9 protein-coding genes and 1 other RNA gene are annotated in these 13,320 nt (G+C 44.7%); all 10 read left to right on the forward strand.

What is annotated here, in order from left to right:
• Window positions 1-186: 186 nt before the first annotated feature.
• Entirely contained in the window at window positions 187-843 is a 657-nt protein-coding gene (locus tag J6I68_RS09315) for an RNA polymerase sigma factor (RefSeq protein ID WP_330622477.1), read from the forward strand.
• A complete protein-coding gene (locus J6I68_RS09320) occupies window positions 836-1,420 on the forward strand; it encodes a hypothetical protein (RefSeq protein ID WP_292219880.1) in 585 nt (194 codons plus the stop codon). Before J6I68_RS09315 ends, J6I68_RS09320 begins: the two co-directional genes overlap by 8 nt.
• A gap of 388 nt (window positions 1,421-1,808) precedes the next feature.
• Window positions 1,809-2,187: RNase P RNA component class A (gene rnpB, locus J6I68_RS09325), an RNA gene on the forward strand.
• A 127-nt stretch (window positions 2,188-2,314) separates the two neighbouring features.
• Window positions 2,315-5,059, forward strand: a complete 2,745-nt coding sequence (locus J6I68_RS09330; protein ID WP_292219882.1) for a GH36-type glycosyl hydrolase domain-containing protein — start codon at window positions 2,315-2,317, stop codon at window positions 5,057-5,059.
• A gap of 17 nt (window positions 5,060-5,076) precedes the next feature.
• Window positions 5,077-5,829 carry a tRNA pseudouridine(38-40) synthase TruA gene (gene truA, locus J6I68_RS09335; RefSeq protein ID WP_292219884.1) on the forward strand — a complete coding sequence of 251 codons (753 nt, stop codon included), beginning with the start codon at window positions 5,077-5,079 and terminating at the stop codon, window positions 5,827-5,829.
• Window positions 5,830-5,864: 35 nt separating this feature from the next.
• Entirely contained in the window at window positions 5,865-7,472 is a 1,608-nt protein-coding gene (locus J6I68_RS09340) for a DUF5722 domain-containing protein (RefSeq protein ID WP_292219885.1), read from the forward strand.
• An 8-nt stretch (window positions 7,473-7,480) separates the two neighbouring features.
• Entirely contained in the window at window positions 7,481-9,199 is a 1,719-nt protein-coding gene (locus J6I68_RS09345; RefSeq protein WP_292219887.1) for an ArnT family glycosyltransferase, read from the forward strand.
• A gap of 135 nt (window positions 9,200-9,334) precedes the next feature.
• Window positions 9,335-10,015, forward strand: coding sequence for a hypothetical protein (locus J6I68_RS09350; RefSeq protein ID WP_292219888.1), 681 nt, complete (start codon window positions 9,335-9,337; stop codon window positions 10,013-10,015).
• 92 nt (window positions 10,016-10,107) lie between these two features.
• Entirely contained in the window at window positions 10,108-10,959 is an 852-nt protein-coding gene (locus J6I68_RS09355; protein ID WP_292219890.1) for a patatin-like phospholipase family protein, read from the forward strand.
• 1 nt (window position 10,960) lies between these two features.
• Window positions 10,961-13,027, forward strand: coding sequence for an oxidoreductase (locus J6I68_RS09360; protein ID WP_292219892.1), 2,067 nt, complete (start codon window positions 10,961-10,963; stop codon window positions 13,025-13,027).
• The last annotated feature ends 293 nt before the right edge of the window (window positions 13,028-13,320 follow it).

Consider the following 13,320-nt stretch of genomic DNA (forward strand, 5'->3'; position numbering starts at 1 on the left):
ATGATCCTTGGGGACAGCGACTATGCAGGAACTATGACTTACAGAGACATCATCAATGGTTACAAAGAGCTTGATAACACGGATGATTACAAGGATGAGTTTATTTCACTGGTGAGAATGGTGGAAAAGAGAAGCTGATATTTGATATACTAACTCCCGGGGAGGAGTGTTCCCCGGGAGGAAAATATGTCAGATTACGCACTTAGATTTGAAAGGCCAGCAGAGCGGCTTTTGTTCGATACATATTCTGATAGCAGGAACATTAAGGCTCTGGTTAAAAGAGTTGCTTCAAAGATATTTCTTTTTGCAAATATAGCAGATGATATAAAGGCATCAGATAAAGAGCAGTCAGACAGTGCCACCCAAAGTGCCTGTGAGAGGGCAGGACAGATCATTGATATCTATGGCGACAAGGTCCTTCGCCTTGCTTATTCCTACGTTCACAACATGAGCGATGCAGAGGACATCCTGCAGGATACGCTTATACAGTATATGAAGGCAGCGCCGTCTTTTGAAAACGCTGAGCATGAGAAGGCCTGGATATTGAGGGTCGCCGCCAACATAAGCAAAAACAAGATAAAGTACAACAATTACAGAGAGACAGATGAACTTATGGAGGAGCTTGTTGCTGAGGACGAGGAAGACCTTTCCTTTGTCTGGGACGCAGTTAAACAGCTCCCTGAGAAGTACAGGGAAGTTATACATCTATTTTACGAAGAGGGTTATTCAACAGCGGAAATCGCGAAAGTTCTTGACCGCAAGGAGTCGACGATCCGCTCCGACCTTTTGAGGGGAAGAGAAAAACTAAAAATAATACTGAAGGAGGCATACGACTTTGAATAAATATCAAAGAGTAATGGAACACGTAAAAGTCGATGATGAAATGAAAAAGCGCATCCTTCAGAACCTGGAAAAAGAGCTGGAGAGTGGCGAAGATAAGGCGCGTGATCAGGTCGTTAAAACTTCGAAGGTGGTCCCCTTTAGACAGCGATTTGGAGAAGGCATCAAGAAGTATGGCGCAATGGTTGCTATGCTTGCAATTCTTCTTGTGGGAACCGCAGCTGTTATCAGAATCACCGGCGGAGTTTCAAATACCAGTGCGCCATCAATGAGTGACAGCGCTATGGAAGCACCAGCGGCAGCGCCAGAAGAAGAGGCAGCTGAGGCGCCAGCAGCGACGGAGAGCGCATATGAGGAAGCGGCAGAGGCACCAGCCCAGGAAGCAGAACCTGTAAAACCAGTGCAGCCTGTAGGAAGTGCCAAGACGGAAGGTGCAGAGCAAGAGATAGTAGGAAGCCCCCAGCCATCTGCCGCTCACTATATCGGCCCAGTAGTTCTTTTGATAATAGCATTAGCAGTAATAGCTCTTATCATTTGGCTTATCATCTACCTGGTTCGCAAGTATAGAAGTAGAAAATAAGATCTACAATATAAAGATTTCAATAAAACGAGTGTGGATATGAATTTGTGTCAAAAGCCGGGCTTTTTGAAAAAGGGGTACCATTGGCTAGAGCATGTAAATCAAGACAAAATAAATTATCTTGCAAAAAGTGGCATGCAAAATCGCAAAAATCAATTTAGCATATAGTTATTAACAGTAAGTTGTAAATTCAATGGTACCTCATTTTGAAAAACAAGCCTTTTTAGCACAAAATCCATTATGGTCAGACTGGCCAGGGCGATGTGGAGTCATATATGAGCTTTGTTGCAAAAAAGGACAGGCCATATATCCACCCTGACCGTCAAAACGAAGGACAGGATATTAAATCTTGCGGCGAAAAATCCCCTGTGCTATACTGATTATCCAATGAGCAGGATGGATGATCGCTGCCGTGCAAACGAAAGGGCACGGGAGAGGAAAGTCCGGGCTTCACAGGGCAGGATGCCAGATAACGTCTGGTGGAGGCAACTCCCAGGATAGTGCAACAGAGAGACACCGCGTAGGAATGCTTGCATTCCCTGTGCATGCCACAAGCATGCGGCGTAAGGGTGGAAAGGCAGTGTAAGAGACTACCGTGCTGGTGGTAACATCAGTAGCCATGTAAACCCCATCCGAAGCAAGACCGAAAAGAGGACCATGAGTCTGCCCGGCTCGTTCTCAGGTGGGTCGCTTGAGGCTGTTGGTGACAGCAGTCCTAGATAGATGATCATTCACGACATAACCCGGCTTATAGTTCTGCTCATTAAGAAAAAATAAGGACATCATCTGATGAATAATTCAGATGATGTCTTTTTTGATTTACAACCTGCCTGCCCATAAGGTAAGATAAACTTTTAGAGGACTATTTTATAAGAAAATAAGAGGGAATGTGTTATGAGTGGTTATAAGTTTATTGATGATCGCGGCTCTTTTGAAATGAAAGATCCACAGCATACAAGCGGTCTCTATCTTCCAGTGGCAGGAGGTAAGGGACTTAGGAGCGCAGTTTCACCTGATTTTGGCGGTGATAGCAAGCTTGATCAGAACCATTTTCTGATAGCTCCCAAGAGTATAGCTGACCTTCATGCTGAGAGAGATACAAGAAACTTCTTTGCTGTGTTTGAGGATGGCATCTGGTCTGCCTGCGGAGCATCAGCTACACAGGAGGCCGACAGATTTACGGACAAAGAGGATGAGGTCACTCTCTTTGGCGGCCGTATGTGGCAGAAGGTTGTAAGGACCAGCAAGGAAAGAGGTATCCAGGCGGAGGTCACAATCTTTGCACTTCTTAAGAACTCTTCTGAGATCATGACAGTTAAGTTTACTAACAGCTCAGATAGCGATATCTCTTTTACTCCGGTTGCAGCTGTTCCAATCTATGCAAGAAGCGCTGACAACATAAGGGACCACAGACACGTTACATCTCTTTTAAACAGAGCATCTGTCACAAGTAGAGGAGTGATCGTTAAGCCAACTCTTTCTTTTGACGAGAGAGGCCATCAGATCAACGACACAGCTTATTTTGTGATAGGAACAGACGGAAATGGAGAAAATCCGGTTTCCTTTATAGCTGACGCTGATAAGTTCATCGGCGAGGGCGGTACATACACAAGACCAAGATCCCTTCTTGATGGAATGGGAGCTTTTAAGTCAGCGCCATTTAAGGTAGATGGAAAAGAAGCTATTGGCGCCCTTAAGTTTAAAGACGTATGCCTAAAGCCTTCCGAGAGCGTATGCTTCCAGATTGCTATCGGAACCTTTGTAGGCAGCAAGGATACAGATTTTAACGAAGAAGGCAGCGCAGATTTCATCGCTGCAAAGGATGCTATCTTTAGCCCTGACAGTGCAGGAAAGGCTTTTGAATGCGCAAAAGAGTATTGGGAAAACATCACCAATATCCACGTAAAAACCGGCGATAAGAACTTTGATAATTTCATGGAGTGGATCGCATTCCAGCCACAGCTTAGAAGGATCTATGGCTGTTCATTCCTTCCTCACCACGACTATGGAAGAGGAGGAAGAGGTTGGCGTGATCTGTGGCAGGACTGCCTGGCACTTCTTCTTACAGATCCAGACGGTGTCCGCAAGATGATCCTGGATAACTTCAGAGGCGTAAGACTTGATGGAACTAATGCAACCATCATTGGCGACAAGCCAGGAGAGTTCAAGGCCGACAGAAATGGAATTCCAAGAGTGTGGATGGATCATGGCTTCTGGCCATTCCTTACACTTAAGCTCTACATGGATCAGACCGGAGACCTTGATATCCTTATGGAGGATGTGCCTTACTTTAAGGACAATTTCGTTTGTCGTGCTGAAAAGAGAGATGAGGCTTACACGGAAGGCTACGGCGTAGTTCAGAAGGATGATTCTGGAAAAGAGTACAAGGGCTCTGTACTTGAGCACCTTCTTATAGAGAACCTTACAGCTTTCTATGATGTGGGAGAGCATGGACAGATAAGGCTTAGAGGAGCTGACTGGAACGATGCTCTTGATATGGGAACCCACAAGGGTGAGAGCGTTGCCTTTACAAATGGCTATGCTGGTAACCTTCAGGAGATAGCAGATTACATAAGAGTTTATGAAGCTCAGGGAGCAGGAAAGACCTGCATGCTGGCAAAAGAGATACTGCCACTTATCCTGTCTGACGGAGAGGAACTCTTTGGCAGCCCAGAAAACAAACGAAAGCTTCTTTATGGCTACATGGATGAAGTAAGATCATCTATAAGTGGCGCCAAGGAAGAGGTTGACCTTGAAGAACTGGCAGCAGCTCTTGAGGAGAAATCTCAGGATCTTATGAAACGTATAAGAGAAAGAGAGTGGGTAAGAGACTCTGAGGGCGACGGCTGGTATAACGGATATTACGACGACAATGGTAACGCAGTTGAGGGTGAGTTTGACACTCCTGATGGCAAGAACGTGAGAATGATGCTCACAGGCCAGGTATTTTCTATAATGTCTGGAACTGCTCAGGATGAGGATGTACCTAAGATCATAAAGAGTGCTGACAAGCATCTCTACAGTAAGGAAATCGGCGGATATCGCTTAAATACAGACTTTAAGGCACTTAGAACAGACCTTGGAAGAATGTTTGGATTCTCCTACGGAGATAAGGAGAACGGCGCTGTCTTTTCACATATGGCAGTTATGTTTGGTAATGCCCTTTATAAGAGAGGCTTTGCAAAAGAGGGATTTAAAGCCCTCAACTCCCTATATGAAACTGCTAAGGACTTTGAGACCAGCAGGATCTATCCAGGTATTCCTGAGTACTTTAACGGCGAGGGAAGAGGCCTTTACAACTACCTCACAGGAGCTGCCAGCTGGTATCTGATGACAGTAGTTACTGAGGAGTTTGGCGTTTGCGGAGTTGCGGGAGAGCTGTGCATTGATCCTAAGCTTGTTCTTTCACAGTTTGATGAAAACGCAAAGGCTCAGATCAGTCTTATCTTCAGAGGAAAGAAACTCACAGTTACTTACAACAATCCAGATAAGAAAGACGCAGGTAACTACAATGTTAAGAGCGTTTCTATTGATGGAAAAGAGCTTGAGACAGCAGGCGATGGCTGTATGATTATTGGAACTGACATCATAGATGGACTGTCTGATGACAGCCACAATATAGACGTTGTTCTTGGATAAAGAGATTGGCACAGACTATGAAGCGCAATTTTAAATTTATCATAAGTTATGACGGAACAAGGTACCATGGATGGGAGCGCCAGCCCGGTAAAGATATGACCATCCAGGGTAAGCTGGAAGCGGTCCTTAATAAGATGGTTGGAAACAGTGGCGTTTTTGCTGTTAACCTCATTGGAGCAGGGCGAACAGATGCGGGTGTCCATGCAAGGGCCATGACAGCTAACGTATTTCTTGAAACTGACATGTCGGAGGAAGAGATACAAAGCTACATGAACGAATATCTTCCAGAAGATATTTCAGTTAATGAAGTGAAAGTCTGCTCTGACAGGTTTCACGCAAGGTACAACGCCGTAGGCAAGACCTACAGATATACCTGCTGGTATGGTAATGGTAAGCCTGTCTTTGACAGAAAGTACGTCACCATATTAGAAAAAAAGCCTGATACACAGGCCATGAGAACTGCGGCGCAGTATCTTTTGGGAACCCATGATTTTAAGAGCTTTTGTGGAAATACCAAGATGAAAAAGTCCACAGTAAGATGTGTTGATACTATCAACATAGAGGAGAGCGGAAGCTACATAAGGCTGTATTTTCATGGCAATGGATTTTTGCAGAACATGGTCAGGATCCTTACAGGTACCCTTTTAGAAGTCGGATATGGGAATATCGCTCCAGAGGAGGTTAAGGACATCTTAGAAGCCTGTGACAGGCAAAAAGCCGGACCTACAGCACCACCACAGGGGCTTGCGCTCATGAAGGTGGACTACTAAAATAATATATAAAATATGAAACGAGGAAAAGCAAATTGATAAAAAACAGATTCTTTTCATCACTTAAAATAGCTACTGTTTTAACAGCTACTCTTGTAAGTGTATTTTCTTTTGCCCCTTTGAAGGCAGATGCTGCCGGACTTGGAGCTGTCACCATCAACTCAGTATCTATTGCAGGTGAAAATGTTGTTGTAAACATATCTGCTTCAGATCTTCCATCCAGTGATGATGGCCAGTTTTATCTTTTCGCTGAAAAGCCATATCAGGGAGCGCCTGCTGGTTCACCTGTAGCCCAGGCACCAATAAGTGCAGGACTTAACATGACTGTTCCTCTGGGATATCAGACTGCAAGCTGCCATCTCTATGACAAGTTCCAGGTGGCTGTTAAGCAGGGCGGAAATTTCATCTCTGTAGCAGGAGCCAAGTACATCACCAATCCAGAAGCTCTTGCAGCAGGATCACCAGCCAGGAAAAATAACGGCAAAAAGGGACTTATCCTTGATGGAGCCAAGATTGGAAACGGCAATACTGAGTCAGTTCAGCTTGGCGTCAAGCAGGGAGCATATAACATAAACCTTACGGATATAATTGGTGGAAATGGCGCAGTTCAGTACGGCTACAATGGTAAGACCTATCATTTTGATTCAGCTTACCTTAGTCAGTATGACCACTGTGTAAGGACCAGTACAAACCAGGGAATGGGAATGACAATGGTTCTTTTAAATCCCCGTTCTGCAGGAGAGGAATTCATGATCTCTCCAACTGCAAGAGGAGGTCGTTCAAGCTATTACCTCATGAACACTTCTGAGGATAATGGTCTTGAGTATCTTGAGGCTGTAGTTTCTTTCCTTGCCATGAGATACAACGGCAAGAATGGATGTGGACAGGTTGACAACTGGGTTATAGCCAATGAGGTTAATGCCAAGAACATCTGGAACTACTCAAGCGTCACAGACCAGATGCAGTATGCACAGCTTTATGCTGATTCCTTAAGAGTCTGCTACAATGCCATCAAGAGTAGAAATGCCAACGCTTATGTATGTATAAGCCTTGATCAGAACTGGACTCACATTCATAACGGATCTTACTACTCTGCAAGGAGTATGCTTGAAGCAATAAATGCATGCATCACAGCTCAGGGTAATATCGACTGGGCAGTTGCTGAGCATCCTTATAACTATCCAATGAGCTGGACAAGCTTCTGGACACCTAAGAATGCTGCAATGGTCACTCACGATATGAACACACCTTACCTTACAATGGAGAACATTGAAGTGCTGACAGATTTCCTTTGCCAGCCAGCCTTCAGAAATTCCAAGGGCGGGGTACGACCAGTTCTTTTAACTGAGGTTGGTTACTCTTCAACTCAGGGAGAAGAGGCTCAGGCTGCAGCCATTGTCTACGCTTACCAGAGGTGTGTAACCAATCAGTATATCAAGCTCATTGCCTTTAACAGGCAGACGGATTCTCCAGTGGAGATCGCCCAGGGGCTTTCTGTTGGACTTACTCACACAAATGGAGCCAGAAAGCTTGCTTTTGAGTTCTACCAGCAGATGGATGGACCTAATGCAGGCGCTTACATAGGAAGAGCTGCATCTTACATGGGAATAACAGACTGGAACGCACAGATGCGCGCCAGATAGGATATAGTATGAGACTTATTGATTACTACAACTATATAGCTACGGCTGCCTACATCCTTATGGGTGTGGCAGCCTTATATTTTTATTATTCAGGGAAAAAAAAGGGCAGTCCCGTTCTAAGTGACAGGATGGCCAGGATCTTTTTTGTTGTAGTTATGCTTGTGGCAGCTTTCCTTAGGCTCTATAAGCTTGGGGCAGTTCCCTACGGACTTCAGCAGGACGAGGCGTCCATAGGCTACGAGGCCTACATCCTTTCAAACTTTGGGATAGACAGAGATGGGCATCATTTCCCAATATACCCCATAACCTGGGGATGCGGCGGTGGAAGCCCGCTTCTTATCTACTTAAACGTGATCTCGATTTCTTTGTTTGGCACAGGTATCATGAAGTTACGTATGATCCCTGCCATATGCGGGATCCTCACAGTATTTCTTTTCTATAAGACCCTGAGACTCGGGTTTGAGGAAAAGAGCTACAGGAACGAGGCGTCAGTTCTCGGAGCAGCATTTCTTGCAATCTGCCCATGGCATGTGATCCTGTCCAGGTGGAGCCTTGACAGCAATATAATGCCCTTTAATCTGATGCTTTCAATATATCTGTTCCTTCTTGCTTCAAAAAGAAAGAGCAGCCTGCTTTACTGCTTAAGCGCTGCCTCCTTCTCCCTTTGTATGTACAGCTACGGAGCAGCCACTATTGTGGTACCTGTGGTGCTCGTGCTTATCGCAGTATATTCAGTCAAAGAAAAAGCTCTGACAATTCGCCAGCTTCTGGCGGCTATTATTACATTTGCAGTTGTTTTCGCTCCGCTCTTTTTGTTCTATGCAGTTAACTACCTGGGGGTACCTGAGATCATCACTGATGTGGTGACCTTTAACAGGTTTACTGCAGCAAGGACTGGTGAAGCTTTTGCATCTTTTGGTGATGGATTTTTTAAAGGGATAGCTGATAACCTTAAGTCCATGATGCTTACTGTAAGTATTGGTAATGACCAGAATACCACAGCTCACTATCTAAAGGGCTATGCTACGCTATTTGCATTTACATTTCCTGTGACATTTCTTGGTTTTGTATTTGGGGTAAAAGAGCTCTTTACAAAAGGCAGCGATGAAAAAGGGCAGCAGGGCAGGATCTTAAACGCCATGTTTGTATTTGTAACACTTGGCAGTATTATCCTTGACCTTGTGATCCTTCCTGATATTCAAAGGCTCGTAATGCTCTTTGTACCTCTCATCTATTTCTTTGTACTTGGAGCTGTCTTTATTATTGAAAACCTTGGCAGGGTGGCAGCGATCGCCATTACCATGGTGCTTCTTATTGGAGGAGTTTCTTTTACAAAAGATTACTTCACAGGATTTAACAGGTGGTCTGTAAGTATCTTCATGCCAGGATACGGAGATGCCATTAAAAGAGCTTACGAGATCGCAGGGGACGACAGGACCATACATTCAACCTACGATGGCCTCTCAGCGCCCTTTATGCTTGCTCTTTACTACACTGAGTATGATCCATACCGCTTCATTAGTACGGTTAAGTACAAGGATGAGGCGGCAGAGTTCAGAATTGCTGAAAGCTTTGGAAACTTTTTCTTTGAGCTCCCACAGGATGTGAATCTTCCGGAATATGAGGGCGATGTCTTTGTTGTATCAAGCGCTGACAGGGAAAGGTTTTCAAATATCAGCATGTTTACTGAGGAAGATTTTGGTGGATACCACGTGCTCTACAAGTAGTTTCTAAACCAATTGGAACCTTTCTTAAAAGACAATTAAAAGTGCCTTTTCCCTATGGAAAATGGCACTTTTTTCTCCGATAATTATTTATGTAACGAGGAAAAAGTTACAAATCTTTTGTCGGAGGAGAAGGCTATGAAGAAGAGAATTTTTTCAGTAATTGTCGCTATGGGGATGATCATTTCTGCCTTATCTATCGAATCCGACTTGATTCCCGCAAAAACAGCATACGCCGAAAAAGAGGTTTCTTCCGGGATCACAATTGACGACGAGTATCTCATTCCTGATGGAATGGGCTATTTTACATACTATGTAGTTGTGGCAACTAATAACACTGGTAGCGATATTGCGATAAGCGCCGATTTTCTGGCCAAGGACAGCGGCGGAACAGTGCTAAGAAGGGTCAATGATTACTCTGACGCAGTAAAAAATGGCCAGCAGTTTATTCTCTACGGACAGTTTAGCCAGGAGTCAATCCGAAAAGCAGCAAGCTTTGAGTATAACTACAGCATAGCTCCAACTGATAAGTGCGCATACTCACAGGTTTCAGTTAATGCCAAAAGAAATGGCCACATTGTTGAATTGTCTGCAACTAACTATTCAAAATATGATATTCAGGGAGTAGGTGTTCGCACTATTTTCCTTAAAAATGGAAAGCCTATAGCTTTCGATACAGTAAACATTGCTGATCTTGGAACCACTTTCCATGGTGGCAGCACCAATTACCAGGTGGTGGGCATGAACGTCTCCGATTACGATGATGTTGTGGTTACATACACCTCAGTATCAAGCATTCCTCTTCCAGAGGATGCTTGAGGCACAGCTACTATTACAGTCTGCAGGGCGCCCTTAACGGGGCGCCTTTTTTGGTATATAATGAAATTTAGTTATTTTACAGGGAGATAATTATGAGAAAGGGCATTGTAATGGAGGGCGGAGCCATGCGCGGGATGTTTACCTGCGGAGTTTTGGACGTCCTTATGGAAGAAGACATATCTTTTGATGGAGCTGTGGGAGTATCTGCTGGAGCGACTTTTGGATGCAATCTTAAGTCCCATCAGATAGGAAGAGCCTACAGGTATAATAAAAAGTATTGTAGTGATAAGAGATATCACAGTATAAGATCACTGGTGCTTTCAGGAGATATTTATAACGTACCTTTTTGTTATGACGAGCTTCCCCATAAACTTGATAAGTGGGATGAGAAGGCTTTTGAAGAAAATCCGATGGAATTTTACTGCGTGGCTACTGATGTTGAGAAAGGTGCACCTGTGTACCATAAATGCACAGATGGAAGGACAGGTGATCTTAAATGGATACAGGCATCAGCTTCAATGCCTCTTGTTTCTCGCATTGTAAATATTGACGGCGGGAAGTACTTAGATGGCGGAACGTCAGATTCAATTCCGTTAAAGTTCATGGAAGACAATGGGTATGACAAGATACTTGTCATTGAGACTCAGCCCATAGATTACATTAAGGGCCAGCAAAAGCTAATGCCTCTTGTTAAGGCCATGTACAGAAAGTATCCTGCCATGATAGAGTGCATGGACAAGCGCCATCTTATGTACAACGAGGAAAAGAGATATATAAGGGAAAAAGAAAAAGCTGGGGAAGTAGTGGTAATAAGACCAAAGGAACCGCTTAACATAAACCCCATTGAGAAGGACCCAAAAGAAATAGAAAGAGTCTATGAGCTGGGACGCGCAGCTGGAAAAGAGAAGCTGTTACAGATAAAGGCTTATTTTGAGGAGACATAAAATGGATCAGAGACTACAGCCACTATTTACACCTTGGAAGATTGGAAAATGTCAGATTAAAAACAGGATCGTCCTTACATCCATGGGAGGAACAGATCTTTTTGGATGGATGGAGAAAAATCATTTTGATAAGGCAGGAGCTGAGTTTATCCTGAAGGTTGCACAGAACAACGCAGGTCTTGTGTTGCCAGGATGCCAGCCGGTTTATAACCCTATGTTTGGACAGTGGCTTTATTCCAACAAGCAGATGTATCAGGACCTTGCTAAGTGGATGCCAGAGTTTCACAAGACTGGAGCCAAGCTCTTTGTACAGTTAACTGCAGGCTTTGGCAGGTCTTTTACCATCAGCAGCATGATGGAAAAACTCTATACAAATCCTGCTTTAAGAGTACTGTCCAAGCCCTTTATGGACCTTGATAAGATTACAGCTTCAGCCAGCCCATCACCTAACAGATGGTCAGATAAGGTGCCTTCAAGAGAGCTGACTGTAGCTGAGATAAGGGAGTATGTTGTAGCTTTTGGTAAGTGCGCCAAGCTCCTTAAGGACGCAGGAGTTGACGGCGTAGAAGTCCACGCAGTTCATGAAGGATATCTTCTTGATCAGTTCACGCTTCCCTATGTCAACAAAAGAACTGATGAGTACGGCGGCTCTTTTGAAAACAGATACCGCTTTGCGGTAGAGATCGTTCAGGAGATCAAGAAACAGTGCGGAAGCGACTTCCCTGTATCCCTTCGCTACAGCGTTATAAGTAAGACTAAGGGAATGAGGCAGGGAGCTCTTCCAGGGGAGGATTACGTCGAGGCGGGAAGGGACTTTGAGGAGTCAGTTAAGGCTGCACAGTACCTTAAGGATGCTGGGTACGATATGCTCAACTGCGACAACGGAACCTACGATGCCTGGTACTGGGCTCATCCTCCGATCTATATGCCGGAAAACTGTAACCTTCAGGACGTAATAAACCTGCGAAAAGAAGTTGATGTTCCTGTAGTCTGTGCAGGAAGGATGGATCCAAGAGTTGCTGCTGATGCAATTGCGGCAGGCGAGATCGACGGAGCAGGATTTGCAAGACCTTTCCTTGCGGATACCGAGTGGGTTACCAAGCTCATGGAGGGAAGAGAGGAAGATATAAGGCCATGTATCCTTTGTCACAACGGCTGCTTTAACATGTGCCATTACAAGGGCGTTCCAAATGACCAAGCCCTTTCAGATTCTCTGCACCTTGCAAGATGCGCAGTAAACGCTGAGACAATGCAGACGGACAAGCACTATATCAAAAAGGCTAAGCACCCAAGTACTATCTATATCGTTGGCGGCGGCATAGGCGGAATGGAGTGCGCAAGAGTACTTAAGCTTCGCGGCCACAATCCTGTCATCTATGAAAAGAGCGGCGAACTTGGCGGAACCTTTATCGCAGCCAGCGCTGAGTCCTATAAGGGTAAGCTCCGCGACCTTCTTGCCTGGTACAGAAGACAGATGGAAGTTCTGGGCGTTGAGGTGCATTTAAATACAAATATAGATGACCCAAGGAAGTTTGGAAGAAAGAGCGATATCATAATCGCAACAGGATCAAAACCAAGGATCCTTAAAAATGTTCCAGGCCACGAGAAGATGATCGAGGCCTGCGAGTTCTTAAGAGGAGCCGAGGTTGGCCAGAAGGTCGCAGTAATAGGCGGAGGCCTTACAGGATGCGAGATCGCCTACGAACTTGCACTTATGGGCAAGGAGCCTATTATCGTTGAGATGAAGGATGATCTTGTTTCCCAGACTGGCGTATGTCTTGCTAACAGCTCATATCTTCGCGAGTACTTTGCTCTTCACAAGACTCCTGTATATCTTGAGACTTCTCTTAAAGAGGTTCGGGACGGCTCCATCATCTGCTCAGGTAAGGATGGAAAAGAGATAGAGATCGCCTGTGACAGTGTCATTAGTAGCGCAGGATATATCCCTGATCCAGTCACAAAAGAAAACGACAGGACCAGCAACATGGACTATGTCGGAGACTGCCAGAAGATAGGAAACCTTCGGACTGTTATCTGGCGGGCATATGAGGTTGCTATGAGGATGTAAGGAGAGTTACTGGGGACAAGACACGGGGACGGTTCTACTGTCTTATTTTATCAAGATAAAACAAGACAGTAGAACCGTCCCCGTGTCTTGTCCGTCCCTGCCTCAGCCAGAAAATTTTTCTTGACAGTATAATTATGCAATGATATTATTCTTTTAATTTAATACTTCAAACCGATGAAGTGGAGATAACGGTAATACATGACCTCACAGAGAGTCCGGGCAGGTGCGAGCCGGGCAGGAAACAGATTATCAAATGGACCACAGAGGGTGCAGAGGAACAACAGTATTCTGCA

Origin of the sequence: Butyrivibrio sp. (assembly GCF_017940685.1) — a bacterium.
Lineage (GTDB): Bacteria > Bacillota > Clostridia > Lachnospirales > Lachnospiraceae > Butyrivibrio.

What these genes read in the sequence shown, in the direction of transcription:
- J6I68_RS09315 (WP_330622477.1), top strand. Translation starts at nt 187, where the DNA reads ATGTCAGATTACGCACTTAGATTTGAAAGGCCAGCAGAGCGGCTTTTG.
- J6I68_RS09330 (WP_292219882.1), top strand. Translation starts at nt 2,315, where the DNA reads ATGAGTGGTTATAAGTTTATTGATGATCGCGGCTCTTTTGAAATGAAA.
- truA (WP_292219884.1), top strand. Translation starts at nt 5,077, where the DNA reads ATGAAGCGCAATTTTAAATTTATCATAAGTTATGACGGAACAAGGTAC.
- J6I68_RS09345 (WP_292219887.1), top strand. Translation starts at nt 7,481, where the DNA reads ATGAGACTTATTGATTACTACAACTATATAGCTACGGCTGCCTACATC.
- J6I68_RS09350 (WP_292219888.1), top strand. Translation starts at nt 9,335, where the DNA reads ATGAAGAAGAGAATTTTTTCAGTAATTGTCGCTATGGGGATGATCATT.
- J6I68_RS09355 (WP_292219890.1), top strand. Translation starts at nt 10,108, where the DNA reads ATGAGAAAGGGCATTGTAATGGAGGGCGGAGCCATGCGCGGGATGTTT.
- J6I68_RS09360 (WP_292219892.1), top strand. Translation starts at nt 10,961, where the DNA reads ATGGATCAGAGACTACAGCCACTATTTACACCTTGGAAGATTGGAAAA.